The following is a 23,565-nucleotide window of genomic DNA, read 5'->3' on the forward strand; positions in this document are numbered from 1 at the left end:
GATCAGTTCCGTTTGGATTCAATGAAGGCGCGAATCGCGTCCTCGGTGGACATGCCGCCGGCGCGAAGTCGCTCCATGAACTCGAAGGCAGGCCCCTTGGTCGTCGCCATGGCCAGGGTGAATTCGTCGGGAATGTGGCGAAGCAGGTGCGTGCCGCCGTTCGGATCAACGAGAACGAACTCGCTGTATCGCCCGGGCACGGGCGCCAGCGACAAGAGCATGCGTTTGAGACCGGGAGACAGATTCATCACCTCGCCGCTCGAGATCTTGTTAATCGTGTCCTTGCTCTGCATGAGGTGATACTTCCAAGCGGAATTGCCGAATGCCGCCTGCGTTGCCTTGTTCATACCGGCGTCATCGATCCCCTGCGTCGCGAAGAAGAAGCTGCCCTCGTACTTGCGAGCGCGGCGATAGCCCTCTTCCATGAAGTCGGCCGTCTCCTGGTCGTCACCGACGATTTGCCACCCCTCGTCGGTCAAGAACAACTTCGGCCGAGAGCGGTCGAAGCGATACATCTCGTTGGTCACCTGATTGGTGAAGCCGAGCAAGATCACGGTACGCAGCTGGGGATCGCTATTGAGGTGCTCGAGTTCAAGTCCGACGACTTCGTTGTCGAGGCGCACGTTGGTCTTGCCATTCACGTACCGACCGTAGACGCCGCCCTCACAAAAAGGCTCAAGGCGAACTGCAAGCTCGTAGGCAACCCGCTCAGGTAGCTCGTTCTGATCCTTCAACGCCATGAGAGCCGCGCGGACGCGCGTGGGGCTACCTTCCTGCCCATAGTCATTCCAGACCTGACGAACAGCAATGTCTAGCAGTGCGCCCTCGAATGGCTCGATCGGCGCATTAGGCGACACCATCCGCGCGATAATCGGCCGGATGAATTTGACCTCGCTGTCGATCCCGTTCTCGGCATCCAGACCCGCCGTTGAGAATGCGTTGATGACGATCCCCGAACCCGGCTTGAAGTCGATGTACTGACCGCCAGCCATGTCGATCTGCTTCTCGTAGGAGTAGCCGACATCGCAAATTCGGATGATCCCGCCGACTGACCGGTAGGCGGAGATGATGTCGTTCATCAGAACCGATTTACCGGCGCCCGACGTCCCGTCGACAAAACCGTTGTAATTGGTCGAGCTGGCATAGGGATCGACTAAGGTAGGCGTACCCCGCCGGCCGAAGAACAACAGGCTGGCTCGCCCGTCGGTGCCACCCCATTCCCCGAGTACCGGTGCCATGTCCGTCGCATTGACGGTTGTCTTGGTCGTGATCAGGCGAAATTTCTTGAGGTCGTCGCGCAGGTCGCTCGTGAGCATCATCGGCATGGCCGCGAGGAACGTCGTGAGCTGCTGCGTCAACATCGGGAACAGTTTGCTGAAGCGCTCGGACCGCCAAATGCCCTCGGCCGCTGCGACGCATCGCCCCATCTGCTTCGGCGGGGCGAAGAGCGTCAACGTGTGATACATCTCGCACATCGAGCCGCCCATCTGCAGCTGCATGTTGACGGCCTTCCAATCACGGTTCTGTAGCGCGAGCTCCGGCTGCATCTGAGCGATCTTGGATCCCGCGTTCTGCGTCGCTCGGGCACCGCGGATTGCGGCGCGCGTCTCCATGGCGGTCTGATCCACAATCATCACGCCACAGGTAATCAGATAGGGACAGGGGTATTGATGGACATCGTTGAACAGCGAGCCGATGATGTTGTTCATCTCCCAGAGTTCTTTGTGCTCCGGATACTTCTGAACCCCAAAGCTACGCACGGCGACGCGCTCGTCATCTTCGCCTGGCTCCTCGGGCGGCACGCCGAACAGCAGTTGCTTCGCGCGAACCCGTGCGTGGTGACCGAAGGCCGTGAGCTGGTCACGGATGGGTCGATCGTCGCTATACGTCTGCTCGAGGATGTCGGCACCGTTGCCGAAGAACGACTCCGGATTCAGGATCGGCCAGAGAAAGCGGATGAGATCGTTTGGCTCGGCGGTTCGGCTCGCGAGACTCGCGGCGCGCAGGGTGGCGATCACCACCTCCCGTAAGTTCTGAAACTCCTCGCGCAGCTTCACGTCGTCGAACGATCCCTTGCGCACGATCGACAACATCAGCCGCTTTTCCGTGATCGTGTAGTTCTGGCCCGGGAACAGCGGCTTGCCGAGCTTCGAGCGGACGGACGTAATGCGGCGCTTGGCCTGCTCAAGGTAGAACAGCGGCACGCGTCCGGTATTGGCATGCTGTTCGCGCAGATCGACGTAAGCGTTCAGCGTCTCTTCGACGATGGGATCAGCCAGCAGCATCCACTGAACGCCACAGCCGGCCGGGACCGAGTCGTAAAGACCGAGCAGGTTCGCCGCCAACTGCGAGTCGGCGCCAGTCTGCGGTGCGACGGCGAGCACAAACCCCACCGAGTCCGTGTTGTAGTAGAGCCCGGTCGTCTCGTCGTACTGGTCGTAGGGCAGCAGCTGGTGGAGCCCAACCGTCTCGACGAGGCGCTGCTGTGCGGCCGTCGGCGCCGGCGGGCCAAGATCATCCTCCGTGCCCAGGATGGCCTCGGCGAGTGCCGTCCGGGCGAACTTCTTCGCGTCGTCCAACCAGGTTTGCAAGGTCGTCATGGCCGGCTCCGCAATCAACGATCGGCGATGCCGGGCATCATCGCAGCACGATCGACGGCGCCGCCCGGCGTGAGGATGCCTTGCATGACGCGATCGGCATTGGACGCCGCAGAGGGCAGGGAGTCCGCGCTGGCCCCCGTGTTGGACGCCTTGCCATCGCTGCCAGCCGGCGCAGCTACCGCGATCGGCGGCATCACGGGCCGGAAAGCGGCGCGGATGCGCTCTTGGTTGTGCGCGATCGACCAGTGGCCGGAATCCACGATCAGGTAGACGTATTCCTGGTCATGGAGGTCCGCATCCGCGTCTTGCCAGGGCGCGAACCAGATCCGCATCTCGCGGGAAGCCGTGCGCACCGGCGCGCCGCTGTCGAGCGCGCGCGGGAGAATGCCCATGGGAGCGGCGCCGGCCGCGGCCAGCGTGCCGCGCGGCGCGCCCGATGTGCTGTGCCCAGCGTCGACGTCCTTCGCGTAGCTGCCGAGCGTCACATTCGTGGTCGCGCCCGAGCCAGTATGGACGCGCTGCTCCGGCAGGTTGTGGGCCATCGCGTTGGCGTAGATGCCCGACATGCTGTTGCAGAGAACGCCTTCGGGCGCCTTGCAAGCGAACGAGGAACTGGCGTCGTATCCGCTGAAACTGCATGCGGTCAACGAGAGGAGGGCGGTGGACGCCACGAAAATGGTGCGACTCATCATGGTTACTTCGCTCCCAGCCATTGGTCGATCGCCTCGGCGCTGGCCGCGCCCGGCATCACGCGCCCGTCCTCGCTCACCAGCGCCGGGGTGCCGGCGATGCCGAGGCTCGCGGCGAGCGCCTCGTTCGCGTCGATCGGGTTCGCACACGAGACCAACTTCGGCTCGGTGCGACTCGGCGCTGGGACGCCGCTAGTTGCCGCTGGCGACGCGCCTTGGTCACGCATCCAGCGCGACAGAGCGAGCGGCATCCAGGCCCGCCAGGCGCCCAGGCGGTCCTCGGCGCACCAGATGGCAATCGCATGGGCGCGCGCGCGGGGGTGAATCGACTCCAGCGGGTACATGAACCGATAGATCGTCACGTCCTTGAGCTTGGCCAGGTCGGACTCCAACACGAGGCAGTAAGGGCAGTCCGGATCGTCGAAGATGGCGAGCTTGCGGCGCCCGTTGCCGTGCACCTCGACAAACGCGTCCTGCAGCCGGTCGGCCGGGAAGTGCACCTTTTGCAGGGCTTGTTCGAGCGGGACGGTCAGGTCTTGCTGGGTCACCATGTCAAACAGGTGACCGAAGAGGAAATAGCGGCCGGTCACGTCGGTGTACGCGACCTTGTTGCCCATCACGACCTCGTAGATGCCGGCCGACGGGGTGGCGGCCACCTCACGGAACTGGGTTGCCGGATAACGCGCATGCAGCGATGCCTTGAGGGCGGCGACGCCCGGATCCAGGTTCGGATCCGCAGGATCGACCGGCATGGCCCCGGTGGCGGCCGGCGCAACGGTGCGCGCGGCCGGCGTCGAGCTCGGCGCAACGGTCGCCGACGAACCGTGTTGAGACTCGGGCAAAGCGCACGCACTGGCGAGCAGCGCGACGAGCAGCCCGGAGAGGATCACCTTGATCATGAGCCGTCCTGGAAAGAAGAAGAGGCGGAGTCGCCTGCCGCTTGTCTGAAAGCGGAAATGAGGTCGCGGGTCAGCGCCGCCTTGCCTGCGCCGACCGCACCGCCCACGAAAACGTTGCCAAACTGGCGCCTATCGCCAGGAGCCGGCGTCGGTACAGAATCCGGATGGGATGCCTGACTCATGCCTTTACCCTTGCCCGCAGGTTCATCCCCTGGTCGGACGACTGCTCACGCCAAAGTCGGTGCGACCGCGCCAGGACCGACCGGCACGCGACCATGAGCGTCCCGTTGTCGTCCCGGTGCTCGACCTCATTGGCGTCAGCCCACGCACGCACGGTCTCTAGCTCGACACCAATCTGGAACGCGGCCCGCCCGGCGGTAAGCCATTCGGTGCTGGCGGCAGAACCAGACGGCCCACACACCGCTGCCTCGGGCGCCGGGCGGGCGGGCCGAGCAGCCCGGATCACGACCTCCACCTGCTCCCAGAGCAGTGGCTTACACCGGCGTGTCAGCTCGTTAGGAAAGCCGGAGACGCGGATGGTCGACGCCGGCATCTTGATCTCGAGCTGCCCGGCAATATGGCGATCGCTGGAGACCGTGGTGAGCTCACCGGAGGCGACAGCCTGGTCGACGGCTTCCGCCACCGGAGCGATCGCCACGTTTAGGTACCAATGCATCATCGCGAGAACGCCGACGTCGAGCGGATCGCCCTTGCCAGCATGCGCGTGCAGCGCAGTCGACAGCTCGCTGGCGGGAGCGCTCCACCATCCGGCTCGGCCGGCGGCTCGGGCCATCGCCATCTTCGTCTTCATCGCTCGATTGAATCCGTCCAGCGCTGCGTCATCAAACGCAGCCGCATCGATTTCTTTCCGCGCATCGGGCTGCGGTACGCTCGGACTGTCGCTGGTCACATCGAGCAGCTGGGCGGCATGCTCGAGGAACTGCATAAAGCCCGACTGGAATGCGGCATTGCCGCCGAATCGATCCTTTGCAGTGCGCGCAAAGCCCAGGATCTGCTGGGCAACCAGAGAGCTTGCGCCGAGCCAGCCGGCGAATGCCCTGCGCATTTCAACCTGTTGATAGTCGCCGTCTTCGCCACGCACAAACGAGGCCTCTCTGTCTGCTTCGTCTGCGCACCGCTGCATCGCGGCTTCAAAAGCTGCGACCATCCTGTTCTTCGCATCGTCATTCATCGGAGTAGGCTCCATCGGTTGCACGGCGATCGTTGGCGAGGCTGTCGTTGATGTCGCTGACATCGGAGAGGGCGCCGTTGTATTCGGCCCCCTTCGTGACCGCGAACTCGACCACGCGCCCCCCGTCTGTTTCAATGACCGGGAAAAGCTTCTCAGCTGCACGGATGTAGTACTGCTTGAGGGAGTCGGCGCCACCACTAATGCCGCCGCCGATCGCGGCACGGCCAATCTGACTCGGATTGATGATCGAGGTCGCGCCCAATGCCGTCGTATTCAGCGTGCTAGCCGACTGGTTGAAGGCCTGCCCGATCCCGGACGAGATGCCGGCAAACACCGACATAGCGAGAGCGGATCCAGCCTTGGAGACGAGCCGACCGCGCACACCTTCCTTGCCGTCCTCGCCGATGACGCTGCCCTTGATCGGCATTTCGATCGTTCGACCGTTGCGGAGAATGCAATCCAAGGTTTCGCCACGCATATGGCTGCGCTCGCTGGACACGTCTCCATACACCTGGGTCAAGATCCGGCACTCGATGATGTCGAGCTTGCGGCTGTTTGGGAGATTCGCGGCATCCAGCACCTGCAGGAACACCGGCAGGGGATCGTGCTGCGCTTCGCCACCCGTCGGCGCGTCAACACCATTCAGCATGAACACGCGCACGAACGACGTAGCAGGGATGAAGGTCACGCCCTTCTTTCCCTTGTTGTTGAGGCACTCCTGCTGCGCCGCCTTAGCTTGATCCACCGGCTGCGACGAGAAGCGGGGGTCGACGCAGCCGGTGTCGCCTGCGCTCGGCGTGTCGAAATTGATGATGTCCAGCCTCGGCGGCGGCGCCACCGTGGCGGCGGCTCCGGCTTTGCCGGTCTGGCCGAACGGCGGATTCAGGATCGCGCCTTGTTTCGCCGGCGCGCCGTTCAGTGGGATAGGCTTGTCGAGCAGGGCGCGGTCGGCAGACGCGGCCGATGACGCCACTGGCGCGCTCGCGGGCGCGTTCTTCATCGCGTCGATTCGCTTCGCAAGATCGGCCTGGCCGTCCTTCAGGGCCTTCAACTGCGACAGCGCGTCGGCGTTTCCACTCTTCGCGTCCGCGATATCCCGGGTCATGACGGCCAACTGCGCCTCCGAATGGGCGCGCCATGCGTTCTTGTCGTTCTGATCTCCCAGGCTGGTGAACGGAAGCTTGACGGTCGACTGGCGGGCCGTAGGGCCGCCCTGGGTGAAGAAGAATCCGACGGCGAGCAATACGATCAGCACGCCGAACGCCACCATCGTCACAGCGCGTTGGCGCTTCTTGGTCGCCTGGTTGACGTCATTCATGGTCGCCTCGCTCGCGGACGACATAGACGATGGTGCTGGCACCTGCTGGTAGGTTGGCGTTCTCGAGCGCGATGGCCAGGACGCCAGGCGCGTACAGTTCACGCTCGTCGATGGCCATGTCGGCGTGGGACGTGTTCGACAGGGTATAGGTCTCGCCGACGAAATCGCCGTCGCTGTATTGACGCACGAGCGTCAGCACTGCTTCCTTCCACAGCGGCACGACGGTGTCGACGGAGGTATAGGAGAGCTGCGGCGCGCCCTGGCCACCGGCCATCGCCAACATCAGCAGCTTGACGCGCCGCTGGAATGCCGATGCGCGCAGTGTTTGCGTGGCGTTCGCAGCCGGCGGCTCTATCCGAACATCCTCCGCCGGGCGCGGCCCCGGCACGAGGATCAGCCGATACGTGGTGCCGGCATCATCGGTCACGAACACGGTGATCGATTCGTTCAGCGCGGTCGGGTTCGCCGGGATGAGCCACAGCTTGCCGCCGTCCTTGGTCCACGAGACAGAACCCGGCACGGCGGGCACGATCTGGGAGAACTTGCGGCCGCCCGACATCGACAGGAGGTTGTATTCGGCGGCGGAAATGGAAACCTGCTGAGGTTGGCGATCGGCGCCTTTGACCACCTGGATCGCCTGTGCGCTGCCCGCGAACCAGAGCAGCGCGGCCGCCGCTGCAAGGCGCGGGAGCGGCGAACGGGCGACGCGCCCGGCCGACCAACGTCGTTCGAAGGGCAGTTTCATGATGCGGGGGACTCCGTGGGAATCAGCGGCTCGATGCCTTGCTTGCCGCGGGGTGCTTCTCGAATGTCGAGCAGCACCAGGCGGCCGAAGAGGGTGATACCGAAATAGACCTCGAAGGTCTTTTGCTCCGAGCTCGTGCGCTTGCCGGAGATGTACGTGGTCAGGGCGCCGGTGACCTTCACCGACTTGTTGCGGAAGTCGACCTCGCCAGCACCGATCGGCTCGAACACGTCGGTTACGCCGTCGTGCTTGATCTGCAGCGCGTCAGCATCCCATTCGGTCTTGAGGGCCGCACGGCGGTCGTCGTCCACCATGGAGAGGAGGATGCGCACGTTGTTGTCGACGGTGCTGGGCGTCACGTTCTTGGCGAGCGAGAGCACATAGGTCGCCTGATCTGCCAGATACTGATCGTTGGCATATCGCGCGCCGATGACGTACGTGCCTCGCACCGCTGGCGGCATGATCACGACGCGCTGCGTGACCACCAGCCACGCGCAGGTGAGCGCCAGGACGACGCTGGCGGTACCATTGCCCAGCAACAGCTTCTTCAGGAAACGGTTCTCGGCGCGCAGGGCATCGCGGGATTGGGCGGCGTTTGTCGGATTCATCGGGTCACCCGTTCAATTCGCGAATGTCCGAAGGGGGCAGCTTCTTCAGCCCAATCACCCCCAACACCCAGTACACGACGTGTGTGGCCATGCCGGGATGCTGGCCCGAGCTGAATTTCTGCCAGCCCGCAGCCAGCGCGACGCCCACGAGTAGGCCGAGGAGGGTATAGCCGAGCACCACGCCGACAATCGTGCCGCCCAACCCGATGCCCGCGACGTCCTTGCGGAAAAACAAAAACTTCTCCGGGTCGTCGAGCCGGCTTGGAATGTAGTGACTGAGATCATCCAACATCGCCGCCCCCGTTCAGATCGTCGCGGTGTAGCTGTTGTCGATGATGCCGACGATGACGCCCGCGAGGATCCCGATGCCGGATGGCATCACGAACGCCGCGTAGTCTTTTTTGAAGATGGCTTGCGCGGTGCCCCAGAGCAGGCCGCCGAGAACGACAGTCTTGCCAGGATGGCCCTTTGCCCAGCCTTCCATCGTGGTGTCGGCTTGCGCGAATTCCGCGCCATCGGTCCCGAAGGCATAACGAGCGACCGTCAACAATGCGAACATGATCAACACGCCGAAGACGGCGTGCAGGGTGTCTCGCACGTCCTTTTTCTGCAGCACTGCCTTGACGCGTTCCTCGAGCGCCAGGAGGTTGCTCGCGATGCGAATCTCCAGCATCTCGAGCGGAGTGGTTCCAACGGTATTCATCTGGTCCTCACGCGGTTAGTAGCTGGCCTATCCGGCCAGGAGTTGTGCCCGCGCCGTTACGGGCGGCACGGGCACGGTTCGGGGGAGAGTGGTTAAAACGAACACTTCAACGTCTACTTCGTAGTCCTTACTTCTTGTAATCCTCCTTGGGCGAGTGGCGAATTTGGTCAGCTTCGAGGGTTAGCGACGCGGCAAGGGCTTGCCCTTGATCGCGCCGTCACAAGCGCCCATGCACTGCACCGAACTGGTTGCAGGGCGGACATGACGCCCATGCCGAGCCCGCGCGCGATGCGAATGCCGCGGCTTGACAGTGGGCGCCGTCGACGCCAGGAGGGGATGGCTTTCGAAGCTTGGAGTAGCGGTAATGGGGAGACTGGGGGGAACGACCGCCGCCGGTGGCGCCGCGATGTGCTTGATCGTCGGTTCGGGGCAGGTGGTTTCGGTGCAAAAGACGTAGCGCCCAGAACCCGGGTTGCCGATTTCGGTGACGCCGTAGTCGGGCAGGCGCGTCGATGCGAAGGCGGATTGGGCGATGAGACCAGCGAGGATGGCGAGGGCGGTAAGCGGGAGGCGAAGACACATCATTTCTGCCCCCGACCATCGTGGAGCGCCGCGGCGGATTGAGCGCGGTAGCCAGCGTAGGCGTGCTGCACCAGCCGAACGTATCGCGCTTGAGCGGCCGTGTTGCGCGAGCCGGGGCCTGTGTTATAGCAGCCGACAGCGGCCCACGTGGGGCCCTTGGCGCGAATGCAGTTCGCGAGGACCCACGCGCTCAGGCGCAGATTGATGCAGGGATTGAGTAGGTCGCGCTGAGTCACGCCGTAGCTGACGAGCTCGGGGAGGTGAACATCGTTGATCTGTGCAGCGCCCCAGGCACGATGTCCGTCCGCCAGACGCGGGCCGACTGCGCCCGGCTGGCCGTGCGACTCCACCCAGGTGATGGCGCGCAGCAGATCGGGATCCAGCTGATAGAGAGCGGCCGCCTCGGTGAACACGTTGCCGGTACAAACGTCGGCACTGGCCGGCGAGGCGGCGATCGTCGTGATTGCGGCGACAGCCGCCAGGGCGATGTAGCGAAACAGGCCGAATAGCGCGGCCGGACGCATCGAATAAAAAAAGTAGCGTACCTGGTCGACCCGATACGCTACGAGTCCACCTGCGGTCGAGGCACTGAGAGAGTTGCTACGCAGGCGGGGCACGAGTGAGAGAGGCTCGCACCGGAAAAGCGTTGTATCGAATAAGAGGTTTGTTTCCGAACGGAAAGGAGAGATCGAGCGCGCAACGACCCGCGTGGCGCGGAAAGCCAATATTGAAGACCGGAAATATGTGCGTGCGCCCACTGCCTGTTGGCCCGAACGACGCGTTACTCTCCGTAACGCGCTCAGGTTAAACAGGGTCGCGCCTAATTCGTCAAGCCCAGAGGATTGACGTACAATGTCTGTAGCCACGAGTGGTCTCTCTCAGCTTTAGCCAGCTATGCTGCTTGTGGTCAGATCGATTTGGGTGCGTCAACACCCAAATCGATCGATTTACTTATGCTCTTGTCGTAGAACGATGTTGTCGATTTCTACGATAAACCCCTTCTTTGCACCACAATTTTCAAGTGCAAAGAGAATCGCATCCTCGAAGTGCCGCCATGTCTTCGGGGTCGAGCGCTTCGTTTCCACGTCGACCAACTTCCCTGACTCCATCAGCAAGCTCATCTGCCAGCTTTTCAACGGACCCAGGAAGATCTTCACATCATATGCTTCGTTTGCGTCGTTCCGGCGCAGCTCCGCCACCGTGATACCCATAGCTGTTTTGGCCTTTCTTTTGGTCAAAACAGCCTTTCTCCAACGATGCGCAGATCCTCGCAAGCTCATTTTCCCAATTTTCGATTTCCGGGAAACGGGATTTCGAATTTTGATCGTACCTATACGCCGTCAGACTGTCAACAATTGTCGCTCTGCACCGGTGGTTCGGCCTCTCGTTGCACTTTCGTCACCAACACCCTGATACGTTTCGATTTCGGTAACTTTTGCCGACACACATCCGCTGATGGAGTGGTCGGAAGCTCAAACCATCCAACTCTCCGCAGAGTGTCCACGATGTTACGGCCGAGTTTAGAAATGTAAAAGTCGCCTTTTCCAACACCGATGTGAGTTTTTCTAACACCTGGCATGAACGATTGGTTTTCAAATCAAGACAGACTGGCTTATCGCAAAAAAATTGAGTTAGAAATACTTACGCACACCTAGCCTTTCCCTTCGCTCTACGCGAGGGCAGGCTTCACTGATCCTTGCAGGTAAAAAATACTGTCTCTGCCGATTAGATTTTGGACAGTTCTGAAACGCGATCTCGATACATGAGGACCTGACTCAACGAGGTCGCGGCCACCATCGCACAGGACGCGGCGAACGATCGGCTGGCTTCGTGGTCTACTATCGCAATCATGCTTTTGAAGTATTCGGTCCGGAGAGCCGATTCAACTGCAATCTGGCGCGCTGCGAAAGAATAAGTCGTCACCAAATCGAGTGCGTGTTGTACCCGCGATGAATCGCCCCCCTCGTCGCGCGCAGCTGGCAATCTCGTTTTCAGAACAGCGACGCATCTCTCTGTTTGAGATGTGGCCTCCTCTATTTGTTCGACGATAGTCTGCAGGTGGATGGAAAGCCCTACGTAATCAGGCCGAGGTGTCGACAACCAGCTCAGGATGAGTTCCTCCCGAAACAACAGATTGCCATCGACGTACCGCAATTGCGGAGTTATCGGTATCTCTTTCATGCCAATAATGTTCCTTCTGAATCTTCACTTTCTAATGGATCGATGTCTCAATTTTTTGCATGCGACACATCCACTTACTCTTCAGGATTCCTTATTGAACAAATCGTAACAAACCACTCGCCAAATGCCCTGGTTGATGTACTACTGTCTCTACCCCAAATTGCGTAGTATCCCTGATCGTCTCGATTGTAAATTTCCGAGAGAACCACTAGGTCTCCGCTCGCGATCTCCCTTCGAAACACATCAACTGGACAAAGGGCAACGCCATGTCCGGCCGTCATCGCTGACGCGAGGAAATTGAAATCCTGGTATACAGGTCCGTGCGACAATCCCTCGGGACGATAACCCGCGCACTCGAACCAGTCCTCCCACGCAGAGACAACCTCATCATGAAGCAGCACTGCTCCATTGAGCCGGTCGTCACAGCGGCTGTTTTTAAGATACGACGGGCTAGCTACTGGCTTGTTGACGCGTGAAAACACGAGGGAGAACTCGTATTCATCGGTCGGCTTAGCCTGGTGAGTGATCAACACATCGTGTCGCTCCGAGTCGAACTGATCGAACGCGCTAGCGTAGGAAATTTCAATCGAGACGTCGGGATATAGGGCTGCAAACGATGGCAGAGCGGGAATGAGCCAGCGGGTCGCTATTGATGGGATACAGGCGACAGATACAGTATTTCGATTCTGATTGGCATTGATGGCCATCGATGAAGCCGATATGGACAGCAGGGCCGGCCGTACAGCCTTGAGAAATTGTTCGCCTGCGGGCGTGAGGCGGGCTCCACGGCCGCTACGCTCGAATAAGCGCCGGCCGAACCAGCCTTCCAACTTTTTTATCTGCCCGCTTATTGCGACATGAGTAACGTGCAATTCTTCTCCCGCGCGGGAAAGGCTTTGCAGGCGAGCCGTAGCTTCGAAAGCGCGCAAGGCGTTGAGTGGTGGAAGGATCATCGTAAATTGCTCGATAGAGTATCAGGGTAGCCAATGTCTGCAGAAGATCAACCGATGTAAGCACGCGCGATGCGCTCGAAGATGCGCACCGACGTTTCGAGCTTGGATATGTCGACATACTCGTCAACTGCGCCGCTTACGCCGACTTCGCCCGGGCCAATGATGACCATCGGCAAGTCGAGAGGGGGCGCGATAACGGCGCCGTCCGAGTAATAGCCGACACCGGCCGGACCCGGTTCGCTCACGCCTTCGGCACGGCAGGCCTCGACGCATTGCGCCACGAAAGGGTGTTCGTCAGGTGTATCGACAGGCAGCTTGAGATCGAGCGCTTCGATCACGATGTGGGGACCGGCGATCGCGCGAAACGCTTCGATCACCGATTCCGGCGATTGTCCCGGCACCAGCCGCACGTCGATGTCGGCCGAAGCCTGGGCCGGGATCAGCGGCGTCGACAGGCCGCCGCGAATCGTGCCGACGTTGATGGTGGGCACACCGACATGTCGATGCGCGGGCGCCGCGAGGCGCAGGTCGTGGGCCTGGTCTAGATAGCGGGCGAGGCGAACGATGGCATTACCTCGATCGCCGCCGCGGTGCTCCGAGAATGCGTTGTGCCCGTATTCGCCGTGCGCGGTGGCGCGGATCCACAGCGCGCCTTTCTCGGTGACAAAGGCACGATTGCCAGTCGGCTCCGAAATCAGCAGCGCGCCGACGCCGGCAAAGTGGCCATCGGCAAGCAGTCGCCGCGCGCCGAGGCAATCCGAATTCTCGGCGGCGGAGAAGGTCAGCAGGAGATCCCCTTGGAGCCGCGCCGCATCACGCTGCAATTCGAGCGCGGCGATGGTCATCGCAGCCATGCCGCCCTTCATGTCGGTCGCGCCACGGCCATGGAGGCGGCCATCCCGAATCTCGCCAGCGAAGGGATCGAAGCGCCATTGTCCGGGGTCCACGCCGATCGTGTCGAAGTGCGCGGAGAAGGCGAGCGCAGGCCGTCGGCCGGCGCCGCGAATCCGCGCGACCAGGTTGGTGCGTCCCGGCGCCACTTCGTAGACATGCGGTTCGATGCCGCCGGCGCGCAGCACCTCGACAATCACGCGTGCCGCGCGTGCTTCGTTGCCGGGCGGATCGCTCGTATCCTGTGCGATCAGCGCGCGGGTCAGTTCGATAACGGGATTCATGCGTCAGTCCACATCGCACAGCAAGCGCCCGTAACCGCGAATCGGCACCTCGCGGCCGGCAAGCCGGAGCGCGTGCCAAAAGGCGGCCTGGTTGCTGACGACGACTGGCAGGCCGGTTTGCGCCTCGATCTCCTCGATTACGTTCAAGGCGCGAGTGCCGGTGCAGGAAATGAAGATGGCGTTGGCGCCGGCGAGTTGCGAGGCCTGAGCGGCCTCGACGAAGAAGTGCTCCGGGATCGAGCCGATCGCGTGATCGGTGTCGTGGTCGGCAATCCGTATCGAGCTCAGCTCGATGTCGGCCTCGGCGAGGAAACGCACGACATTACGCGTCATCTGCGCCGTGTAAGGCGTGATCAACGCGACGCGCCGCGCCTTGAGCGCGCGCAGGGCGGCCACCGTGGCCGTCGCCGGATTGGTGACGGCCACGCCCGGACGGCCGAGCCGGATGCGCTGCTCGACCTGCCGCGGCCCGATCAGCGTCGATGCCGAGGTGCATCCGAACACGATGGCGTCCAGCCGCGAATCCGGAATCAGCAGCCGAGCCGCGGCTTCCAGCCGGTCGGCCAGCGCCAGGAAGGTCCGGTCGCTGTTCGGCGTTTCCAGGTGGATGCGCGTCGAGAATACGCCGATGCCGTCGTCGGGCACCAGGCGGTGGAAGTCGCGTTCGATGACAGGGTCGGTGGACAGCACGATCAGGCCGATGCGGGCAACGGCGCCATAGGGCTCCCCGAGCGGGGTGCCGGGGGCGTGGATCACGGGTTCGATGGCATGCATGGAGAAGCCTGTTGCTCGGCGAGCCGCTGCCCGTCATGGGCGACGCAGCCTGCCTAGTGAGTGGATTCCTGCAGGAACGAGGACACGCGCGCGTTCACGTTCTGGTACAGGGCTTTCGGCGATTCGTCGGCGACCACCCGGCCGTCCTCCATGAACACGATCCGGTCCGAGATCCTGCGCGCGAAGCGCATCTCGTGCGTAATGATCAGCATCGTCATGCCGCTCTCGGCCAGGTCCTCGATGGTCCGCAGCACCTCGTTGACCAGTTCGGGATCGAGCGCCGAGGTCGGTTCGTCGAACAGCATCACGCGCGGCGTCATTGCCAGCGCCCGCGCGATTGCAACGCGTTGCTGCTGGCCGCCGGAAAGCTGGTGCGGATGCTTGCCGGCATGAGCCTGCATCCCGACCCGGCGCAGCGCGGCCATGCCCTGCGCGATCGCCATGGCGCCGCGCGCGTGGCGGTGATAGCGCAGCGCCAGCGTCACGTTCTGCAGCACGCTCAGGTGCGGGAACAGGTTGAAGCTCTGGAACAGCATGCCGATCTCGGAAATGCGCCGGCGGAAGTCCGGTGCCAGGCGGTGCCGGCCCTGGTCCACGCCGATCCATTCCCGACCGTCCAGGCGGATCGTCCCCGCGTCGATATCCTGCAGCGCGTTGATGGTGCGAGCCAGAGTGGTCTTGCCGGAGCCCGACGGGCCGATGATCGATACCACTTCGCCCTGCCTGATCCGCAGCGAGACGTCGTGCAGTACCTGCCGCTCGCCGAACCGCTTCGAGACGCCATCGATCGAGACCAGCACCGGCGTTTCGGGCGTGATCGCCCGGCGCGGCGGCATGTCGGGCCTGGCCAGGCGCGGCGGCTCGGGTTCTCCCCTCGACGTATCCTGCCGGGGCCGGCGCGTGACATCGAGCCGGCGCTCCAGCGCGGCGCTCAGGCCGTTGAACACCGTGACGATCGCCACATAGAAGGCGGCAACCACCAGCAGCGTGTCGAGCACCTTGAAATTCTGCGTATAGAGGCGCTGGCCGACCAGCAGCAGCTCGCTGAGCGAAATCACCGAAACCAAGGAAGTCAGCTTGACGATGGTGATGAATTCGTTCGCCAGGCTCGGCAGCGCGATGCGAAACGCCTGCGGCAGCACGATCAGCCGCAAGCGGCCCACGAAACCGATGCCGAGTGCACGGCCGGCTTCATGCTGTCCGTTGGGCACGCCGAGCAGGCCGCCGCGATGGATTTCCGCGATATAGGCCGACTCGTTGGCCACCAGCGCGATCAGGCCAGCATGGAATGGATCCGATAGGAAGCCGGAGGTGGCCGGCAGCAATTGCGGAAGGTTGTAGACGAAGATCAGCAGGACCAGCAGGGGCAGGCTGCGGAAGAACCAGACATAGGTGCTCGCGGCCACGCGCAGCGGCGCGAGCCGCGACTGCTTGCCGAGTGCCAGGGCCAGCCCCAGCATCAGGCTGATGCACCAGGTCAGGACCGAGAGGGTCACGACGGTGCCGGCGGCCTGCCAGAAATCGAGATTGCCGAACAGGCCCAGCACATAGTGCCAGTCGATATCGGTCATGGGGGGCTCCTGGCTCGCGTGTTCGCCAGGCTCGAGGCCTCGCGCAATCGATCGGTGTGGCGAACCAGGCGAGATCCTACTGCGCTCGGTCCGCCGCGGATCGGCCTTACTGCTCGCCGATAGCAGCCTTGAATTGCGCCTCGGTCGGCACGCCGAAGCTGTAACGCTGCACGAGCTTGTCATAGACGCCGTTGGCCTTGATCTTTGCCAGCGCCGTCTCGAGCGCGGCCTTGATTTCCGGATGCTGCTTCGAGATACCCAGCCCGAGCACCACCGGGTAGAGAATCTGCTTGGTGCTGATCCTCAGGCGGCCATGTGTCTTGTCGACCGCGATCTTGAGCACGGCCACGTCGTCCGCCTGCGCCTCGACGTTGCCGGAGACGACGGCCTGCGAGGCTTCCGCCGAGGTCGGGAATTCATGGATGTCGACGCTCTTGCCCTGGGCCGTGCAGACGTCCTTGATGGTCGAGATGTAGGCCGCGCCCTTGATAATGCCGATTCGCCTGCCGCACAGCGCGTCCGCCGATTCCGGGCTGAACTTGCTGTTGGCCAGCACCATGAAGCCGAGACCGGCAGTCGCGTAGGGAATGAAGTCGATCTGCTTCGCGCGCACCGGCGTGACGAACATGCCCGAGGCGATGACGTCGAATTTGTTGGCCTGCATGCCAAGAATCAGGCTTTCGAAACGCGTGTCGATGAACTGGACTTTGAAGTTGCCCGCTGCGGCGAGAGCATTCATCAGGTCAGGGTCAATCCCGGCGGCCTGCTTCGCGTCGTTGAAGTAGCTGTAGGGCGGCGATGTGATATCGCTACCGATGCGCAGCGTCTTGTCGGCGAGGCTCTGCGCGTGAGCCGCAGAAATGGTCAGAATGCAAATGGCAAGGGCTTTAAGCGCGGCTCTCACAGATGTCCTCTTTCACTATAGGGATAAATTGCAAGACGTGGAGACGAGCGAGCACGGGTACGATGGTTATCGTTTTCCGCTCCGACCTCACTCCAGCGGGCTCGAAATGATCGCCGATTGAAAAAAGACAAACAAGATAGAAAAACTCGATGTGATTTAGAATAACTTATTCTAAATATTTATCACCATCAAAACATAATCCAACCTCTCGAATGAGGTGATGTCGATGTAAGCGTACCTTACAGCCATGGAAGAAAGTATTACATTTCTAATTTGCTGATCTGGCGCCGCACAGATCATCCAAGCCGGCGGCTAGAAAGCCTAAAAGTTTGGCACGGAACCGTCACTGCGCTTGATGGGTTAGGCATCTTGCCCTAGCAGAGCCTCGCATCCAGTAACACAAACTACCTTTTTAGCTTTTTTGATATGATCGCTTGTCGAGTTGAGTAGCTGGGCTATTGCTTAGAGAGGAGCAACAGCCGCAAGGGCTTACACACTCAGCAGCGCCTCCTGGGCGCGACCATCAAAAATATCTGACCGGCTTTTCTCCGAGATTGCTCGTCGCCGGTCCAACAGACTCGGAGTTCCCTCATGGCTATTGAGGCCTTGGAACAGTTGCTTGGCGCCCGTTTCACCCAGTACGAGCGGCTCGTCAAACTCGACACGCCGATCGGCAATGACGCGCTCGTACCGCTGTACGTAAAGATCAGCGCGCGGCTCGGCCGAAATTTCGAGGTGGTTGTCGACGCCTTGTCGACGAGCGGGGACTCGATTCAATTCAAGACGCTGCTGATGCAGCCGGTCACGCTCTGGATTCAGCAGACTGACGGAAACTATCTGCCCATCCATGGGTACGTGCAGCGCGCTCGTCGTCTCGGTAGCGATGGCTCGGTTTCCTATTTCCAGATCCACTTCTCGTCTTGGCTGAGCTTCCTGAAGCTGAGCAGCGATCGACGCGACTGGCAAGAAGCGAGCGGCTCACAGATCCTGAGCGACGTGTTCGGCAAGCATCCCCAGGCGAATGGACAGTACAAGCTCGAGCTGCGCGCCGCGATGCGCTCGTACTCGCACCGCGTCCAGTGGGAAACCGACTGGAATTTCGTCCATCGCAGCATGGAGGAGGTCGGCGTATTCCCGCGATTCGATTTCGCGAAGGATGGGAAGTCGCACCAAGTCGTCATCATGGACGATCTGTATTTCGGCCCGTCGCTTCCCGGCGGCGATATGAAATTCAGCCACTCGAGCATGAACGAAGAGTTCGACGGCCTGACGCAGCTCGGGGAGCAGCAGGACGTACAGAGCGAGTCCCTCACGCTCGGCGCTGCCGATTACAAACGACCGAATACTGATCAGCGGGTCAGCACGCCGGCGGCTGATCTGGACGAGTTGCCCGGGCAGGGAGAGGACTATCTCTACACGGGCTCGCAAGCCTGGTCGGATAGTGGCATGGGCGAGCAACAGGCGCGCATCCGCACGGAAGAATGGGCGTCCCGCGCGAAACGCTACTTCGCCGTCGGCAGCCCGCGCTATGCCCTGCCGGGCTACTGGTTCAAGCTGACCGGTCACCCCATTCTGGACAAGCTTCCGCAGGAAGATCGCGAGTTGTCCATCATCGCCAGTGACTGGCTGATTCAGAACAATATCCCCGGCATCGACGCGTTGGCGCGGTTTCCCCGCAGCCTGCGCACCGAGGTCGAACAGGCACGCGCAGCCGGTGCTGGCGCCGCCGTCACGCACGGCGACGGTGGTGTCGGCTTTATCCAGGTCGAAATCGAGGCACAGCGCCGCCGCACACCTTTCCGTAGCCCTTTTGAGCACCCAAAGCCGGAGATGCATCTCCAGACGGCCATCGTCGTGACAGACAGCGACGAGGAGATTCTGACGGACGAGGGAAATCGGGTCCGGGTTCGGTCGACGAACAGTCGGAACGACCCGAAGATGAAATCGACGAATTGGATTCGCGCTGCCATGCCGGATGCGGGCGCGAAGCGCGGCGGCTACTTCCCGCTGCGCAAGGACGACCAGGTGCTACTGGGATTCGTGAATGGCGACTGCGACCGGCCGGTCATCATCTCGCGGTTACATGGTGGATCGACGATGCCGGTGTGGAACACGCATGGCCTGCTGTCGGGCTTCCGATCCCGGGAGTACGGCGGCGACGGTTTTAACCAGCTCGTCATGGACGATGCAACGGGCCAAAACCGCGTTCACCTCTACACGACGAGCTACAACTCCCATCTTCACCTCGGTTATCTTGTCGACCATTCGGACAACACACGCGGCGCGTTCCTCGGTAACGGCTTCGATTTGAAGTCCAATGCGTATGGCGCCGTGCGGGCGGAGCAGGGGCTCTATGTATCGACGCAGCCGGCGAGCGACCAACCACTGAACGTGACGGCCGCGACGGAACCGCTTGCCCGTGTGGAAGCCGTGTTCGAGACAGCCTCGAGCGCCAGCGAGACCAATCACGCCGAGAGCCTGCAAGCCGGGCAGAAAGCGCTGAAGTCGTTTACGGACGGGACGCAGAAGACCATTGCGGGGACAGCGAGTGGCGGCCGAACGGCCGGCGGCGGCACCGGGAACGCCAACGGCTTTTCGAGGCCGATCATGCTGCTGTCGAGCCCCGAGGGCATTGCGACGTCCACGCAGCAGTCAGTGCATCTCACGGCGACGCAACAGGTCAATGCGGCGGCCGGCGAGAACATCAATCTGGCGGCGGGAAAATCCCTGCTCGCCAGCGTGCTCGATAAGGTCAGCGTGTTCGCGCAAAATCTCGGTATCAAGATCTTTGCGGCGAAGGGACCGGTCGATATCCAGGCGCAGGGCGGCCCGCTGTCGGTCGTGGGCCTGGAGGACGTGAAGATCGAGAGCGCAAACGGTCGGTTGGTGCTGACCGCCGCGAACGAGGTATGGATTGGTGCCGGCGGCTCGTACATCAGCATCAAGGGCGGCGTCATCGAGAATGTGACGACGGGCCAGATCCTGGAAAAATGCGCCACGTGGGACAAGCCTGGCGGGGCGAGCGGGACGATCCGCGACAAGCTGCAGGCCACGCCGATTGTCGGCGACGGTGGGCGCGGTACGCCGTTCTCGGGCTGAACGTATTGCGCCGCGCCTCACAATAAGAAATGAACGAGAGATTCCGATCACCATGAGCCAACACCATTCATCCGGGCCCCATACGCCGCCTGCAAAGCCGGCGACATCGCCGTCCACACCGAGCGCGCCCGCGCCCGAACCGTACAAGCCGCTCGCCTGGGCCTTTCCCTTCACGCCCGCCGACAAGAGTGACGGGGGCGACCCGATGACCTATATGAAGGCATTGGCCGCTGCCGAGGACGGCTTCTATCCCCTCGGCGCGAATGGCATGTGGCACGGCGGCATCCATTTCGACGAGAACACTGCCAAGCACCTCAAACAAGACGAGGGAATTCGCGCGATCGCCGACGGCGAGGTAGTGGCCTACAGGCTGGACAGCAAATACCCGGAGCAGGACTACCAGGATCGCCGCCATGCCCTGTATTCCACGGGCTTCGTGTTGGTGCGGCACAAGCTGCAGCTCCCTCCGCCACCCCCGCCGAAATCCGACGCAAGCAAACAGGCCGGTGGCCAGCCGGCCGCGGCGCCTGCCTCTGCCGCGCCAGCGGCCGCCAGTAAGGCGTCTGCCGCTTCGGCTCCCGCGGCTTCGGCGCCCGCTGCTGCGCCGGCTTCCAGCCAGCCCCGGCCAGGCGAAACGCTGACTTTCTTCAGCCTCTACATGCACCTGATGGACTGGAACACCTATCAGTCTGCAGCAGCACAGGCCAAAGTTGCGCAAGTCGACGCTGCAAAGTTGAATATGGCGCCCATGCCCTACTGGGAGGGAGAGCGGTTCTATCGCGTAGGCGACAAGGCGAACGACTCCCAAGACGTTCCCAAGCCGAAAACCCCCGCCTCACCGCCGCGCGACTTGATCGGCGAATTCATCCAGAGCGACTTCAAAACGGTCCCTGAACCCGATACCCCCGCCGACGACACGGCGAACCTGCCGCCACCGGTCAAAGGTATCCGGATTCGCGAATCGCCAAACGGCAAGATCATCGGGATTTTGCCGAAAGGATCCGAATTGACGGTATCGGAAACCGACGAGGCCGCCAAAGCGAAGCCCGGCTGGGCGAAGATCAAGACCATCAAGTCGGGCACGCCGGCGGCGGCCGTGGTGGGCGGCACCCCTTCTCCACATGCGCCATATGGCTACGTCTATGCCAAGGAGTTGGACGCGGTCGTGAACCCGCAGCCGCTGGATTCGGTCGTCGTGTTGAAGCAGCCGTATCCCGTCAAGGCAGGCGAGGTCATCGGCCAACTGGGCCACTACCTGCGCTACACCGAGGCCAAGCTGCTGCCGGCGAAACCAACCCGGCCTCTTCTTCACCTGGAGGTATTCGCCGGGCCCGAACTTGAGGCGTTCATTCAGAAAAGTCGAGCCCGTGCGAAGGAGTTACCGGCCGCGAAGACATTCTTGGAGATCTCTCCGGGGGCGCGCCTAGTCACCGAGCTGGCCGAGCCGGATCAGAAGCTGCAGCCGGGCGTGAAGCTTGTCCCCCTCGACGCCAATGCCAAAGGCAAATGGGTCAAGGTGCAGCCGAAGACGGCCGCGCCGGTTCATGGCGGTCGCCACGCGAAACCCACGTACACGGATTCGGGTGCCCCGGTATGGGTCGACGGATCGCTGGCCAACACGACAACGTCCGCGATCGTTTCGGGATGGAAGGATTTCCCGCTGAGCTTCTCCAACGCGAAAAGCCCCGGTGCCGACTTCCGCGATGTGTTCCGCCGCGTAGACTTGGATAAGGCTGGCGCGGACAGCACGGTGAAGGACGACAAGGGCCGCGCGTGGTTCCTCGTGACGATCGGCGCGAAGGACGGCAGCGCGCGGCAGGGATGGGTCTGTGAACAGGATCATCCGCTCGTGCGGATGTGCGGGCCGTGGGACTGGCCGGGCTTCGAATTGATCGACAACAGCAGCATCATGCCGATCGATATGCTCAAGCGTTACATCCATGTCACCGAGCAGTACCTGGCCGACGAAAGCAAGACCGAGTTCGAGGCCAGCGCGGCGACCGTCAATGCCGGCCCGCTGATCACGAACCTCGAGAAGGCGATCGACACGGACCACGATGGGAAAATCACTGCGCTCGAGCTCAAGCACGCTCAGGAAACGCCGTGGATGGCCGAGGCGATATCGCATCTGGTGGTACGGTGCGAAAGCGAATGGGGCGGCGGTCTGGGCAAATGGGAGGCGCTGTCGCCGCTCATGAAGAAGTTGCTCTGGCTGTGGAAGACGGAGATTGAACGGATCGGCAAGCTGCAGTGGTGGGAGCAGGTGGCGAGCGTAGAGGGTTTCCCAAAGCAACCGAGCCCCTGGCATTTCCATCCAGTTGGTATAGTAGGTAACTTCGCCCAAAAAAGCGAAGAGGGTTGTGGCGATTGCGCCGCTCGTTTCAAGAAGATATCTAAAATTATTCTGAATCACGAGGGCGGAATCGTGGATCACAAAAACGACAAAGGCGGACTCACAAATAGAGGGATAGCTTGGCCGACGTGGCAGAAATATGCCAAGGAAGACCTCGGGGTTGAGCCGACCATCGAAAATCTAAAAGCGCTTACCGAGAGTCAAGCGGAAGTAATTTATTTGAAGAGATTTTGGGAACCCAAAGGATTTTGCCAATTCCATGACGACCGCATTGCTCTTATGACGTACGACTGGACGATTACATCTGGCGGCGCCGTAGCGCAAATTCAGAAAATGCTTAATTCAAAATACGGAGCCGGTGTAGGTGAAGATGGCGGCCTTGGCCCCAACACAATCAAAGCAATAAACGCGGTTCAAGATCAGGATCAGTTGCTCCAAGATATCGCGGAAATTCGCCGAAAATACTACAAGATGCTGGTCGACAATGACTCTAGCCAAGTCGTTTTTTTGAAGGGTTGGCTTGCTCGTGTTGACGATTGCCTTCAGGTGAAACTATGAATAGATTGATACGCATTTTTATTGGATTGTGCCTTCTTATTGGATCGGAGGCAGCGATTGCGCAAGCGCCTCAAAATGAGGCGAGTCCACTTATTGGCGAATGGCGGTATGTGTCTACGCAACACGAAGGCACGAAGCCTTACTCCACCTTTGTCATCAAATTACACAAATCTTCTGGCAATCAGATTGTAGGAAATTATTGCTTTATTACCGAGGAAGGGCGAAGAATTGATTGCGACCCCGAAGGGAGCAACAATTTGAATGGAACGGTATCGCCCGACGGTTTGCGTGCCACGATCAACTTCTTCTCGTTCTTTGGCGCAAAAAATGGAACCTCGGATATTTCGATAAATAAGGGAGAGTTGCACTGGAAGGTTACAAAAAATCCAGACGGTGATTTTTTTTACGGCCCTTTCGATGTTTACCTGACCAGGGATAGCAAAGCGTCCGGACTTAAGCAGGTGACCGCAAGTCGAGCGTATCTATACGCAGAGCCAGCCAGCAAAGACAAATCAAAATCCTACATAATAAAAGGGGACACTGTTGAATTATTAAAAATTTCTGACGATCTCAAGTTCTGGATGGTTAGATATACCGCGAAAGACGGGAAGAGTATAGAGCGCTGGATTGAGTGCGGGACAGTTAACGCATGTCCATAGCA

General features: G+C 61.3%; 20 protein-coding genes. 3 read left to right on the forward strand and 17 right to left on the reverse strand.

Annotated elements, in window-relative coordinates; genetic code table 11:
- Positions 1-2 precede the first annotated feature (2 nt).
- From traC to FB600_RS33360, 17 genes are all read right to left on the reverse strand, one after another.
- Positions 3-2,600, reverse strand: a complete 2,598-nt coding sequence (gene traC / locus FB600_RS33275; protein WP_105829798.1) for a type IV secretion system protein TraC — start codon at positions 2,598-2,600, stop codon at positions 3-5.
- 14 nt (positions 2,601-2,614) lie between these two features.
- Positions 2,615-3,292 carry a type IV conjugative transfer system lipoprotein TraV gene (gene traV, locus FB600_RS33280; RefSeq protein WP_105829717.1) on the reverse strand — a complete coding sequence of 226 codons (678 nt, stop codon included), beginning with the start codon at positions 3,290-3,292 and terminating at the stop codon, positions 2,615-2,617.
- A gap of 2 nt (positions 3,293-3,294) precedes the next feature.
- The gene (locus tag FB600_RS33285; RefSeq protein WP_105829716.1) at positions 3,295-4,188 is read right to left on the reverse strand and encodes a DsbC family protein; all 894 of its coding nucleotides are present in this window, start codon (positions 4,186-4,188) and stop codon (positions 3,295-3,297) included.
- A gap of 178 nt (positions 4,189-4,366) precedes the next feature.
- A complete protein-coding gene (locus FB600_RS33290) occupies positions 4,367-5,380 on the reverse strand; it encodes a hypothetical protein (protein ID WP_105829715.1) in 1,014 nt (337 codons plus the stop codon).
- Positions 5,373-6,698 (reverse strand): TrbI/VirB10 family protein, encoded by a 1,326-nt coding sequence (locus FB600_RS33295; RefSeq protein WP_105829797.1) that lies wholly within the window; start codon positions 6,696-6,698, stop codon positions 5,373-5,375. The genes FB600_RS33290 and FB600_RS33295 overlap by 8 nt, the downstream gene beginning before the upstream one ends.
- Positions 6,691-7,443, reverse strand: a complete 753-nt coding sequence (locus FB600_RS33300; protein WP_105829714.1) for a type-F conjugative transfer system secretin TraK — start codon at positions 7,441-7,443, stop codon at positions 6,691-6,693. Before FB600_RS33300 ends, FB600_RS33295 begins: the two co-directional genes overlap by 8 nt.
- Positions 7,440-8,051 (reverse strand): type IV conjugative transfer system protein TraE, encoded by a 612-nt coding sequence (locus FB600_RS33305; protein WP_105829713.1) that lies wholly within the window; start codon positions 8,049-8,051, stop codon positions 7,440-7,442. Before FB600_RS33305 ends, FB600_RS33300 begins: the two co-directional genes overlap by 4 nt.
- Before the next feature lie 4 nt (positions 8,052-8,055).
- The gene (traL, locus tag FB600_RS33310; protein ID WP_105829712.1) at positions 8,056-8,343 is read right to left on the reverse strand and encodes a type IV conjugative transfer system protein TraL; all 288 of its coding nucleotides are present in this window, start codon (positions 8,341-8,343) and stop codon (positions 8,056-8,058) included.
- A 12-nt stretch (positions 8,344-8,355) separates the two neighbouring features.
- The gene (locus FB600_RS33315; protein ID WP_105829711.1) at positions 8,356-8,754 is read right to left on the reverse strand and encodes a hypothetical protein; all 399 of its coding nucleotides are present in this window, start codon (positions 8,752-8,754) and stop codon (positions 8,356-8,358) included.
- Between the two features lie 581 nt (positions 8,755-9,335).
- A complete protein-coding gene (locus FB600_RS33325) occupies positions 9,336-9,860 on the reverse strand; it encodes a lytic transglycosylase domain-containing protein (protein WP_244104350.1) in 525 nt (174 codons plus the stop codon).
- 423 nt (positions 9,861-10,283) lie between these two features.
- Positions 10,284-10,574 (reverse strand): hypothetical protein, encoded by a 291-nt coding sequence (locus tag FB600_RS33330; protein WP_145758045.1) that lies wholly within the window; start codon positions 10,572-10,574, stop codon positions 10,284-10,286.
- Positions 10,575-11,061: 487 nt separating this feature from the next.
- Positions 11,062-11,517, reverse strand: a complete 456-nt coding sequence (locus tag FB600_RS33335) for a hypothetical protein (RefSeq protein ID WP_105829708.1) — start codon at positions 11,515-11,517, stop codon at positions 11,062-11,064.
- 74 nt (positions 11,518-11,591) lie between these two features.
- Entirely contained in the window at positions 11,592-12,470 is an 879-nt protein-coding gene (locus tag FB600_RS33340; protein ID WP_105829707.1) for a LysR substrate-binding domain-containing protein, read from the reverse strand.
- A 47-nt stretch (positions 12,471-12,517) separates the two neighbouring features.
- A complete protein-coding gene (locus FB600_RS33345; RefSeq protein ID WP_105829706.1) occupies positions 12,518-13,645 on the reverse strand; it encodes a M20 family metallopeptidase in 1,128 nt (375 codons plus the stop codon).
- 3 nt (positions 13,646-13,648) lie between these two features.
- Positions 13,649-14,419 (reverse strand): aspartate/glutamate racemase family protein, encoded by a 771-nt coding sequence (locus FB600_RS33350; RefSeq protein ID WP_105829705.1) that lies wholly within the window; start codon positions 14,417-14,419, stop codon positions 13,649-13,651.
- 53 nt (positions 14,420-14,472) lie between these two features.
- Complete coding sequence (locus FB600_RS33355; protein ID WP_105829704.1) at positions 14,473-15,990, reverse strand: amino acid ABC transporter permease/ATP-binding protein; 1,518 nt, start codon at positions 15,988-15,990, stop codon at positions 14,473-14,475.
- A 106-nt stretch (positions 15,991-16,096) separates the two neighbouring features.
- Positions 16,097-16,894 (reverse strand): transporter substrate-binding domain-containing protein, encoded by a 798-nt coding sequence (locus FB600_RS33360; protein ID WP_105829703.1) that lies wholly within the window; start codon positions 16,892-16,894, stop codon positions 16,097-16,099.
- A gap of 591 nt (positions 16,895-17,485) precedes the next feature.
- On the opposite strand from FB600_RS33360, the gene FB600_RS33365 reads away from it, so the two are divergent.
- Genes FB600_RS33365 through FB600_RS33375 form a run of 3 tightly spaced genes read left to right on the forward strand, consistent with a single transcriptional unit; the run spans position 17,486 to position 23,563 of the window.
- A complete protein-coding gene (locus tag FB600_RS33365; RefSeq protein ID WP_105829702.1) occupies positions 17,486-19,993 on the forward strand; it encodes a type VI secretion system Vgr family protein in 2,508 nt (835 codons plus the stop codon).
- Positions 19,994-20,045: 52 nt separating this feature from the next.
- Positions 20,046-22,904 carry a glycosyl hydrolase 108 family protein gene (locus FB600_RS33370; RefSeq protein ID WP_105829701.1) on the forward strand — a complete coding sequence of 953 codons (2,859 nt, stop codon included), beginning with the start codon at positions 20,046-20,048 and terminating at the stop codon, positions 22,902-22,904.
- Positions 22,901-23,563, forward strand: a complete 663-nt coding sequence (locus tag FB600_RS33375) for a hypothetical protein (protein WP_105829700.1) — start codon at positions 22,901-22,903, stop codon at positions 23,561-23,563. The genes FB600_RS33370 and FB600_RS33375 overlap by 4 nt, the downstream gene beginning before the upstream one ends.
- Positions 23,564-23,565 lie beyond the last annotated feature (2 nt).

The sequence above is a fragment of the Burkholderia sp. SJZ089 genome (assembly GCF_007828315.1).
Classification (GTDB): Bacteria; Pseudomonadota; Gammaproteobacteria; order Burkholderiales; family Burkholderiaceae; genus Burkholderia; species Burkholderia gladioli.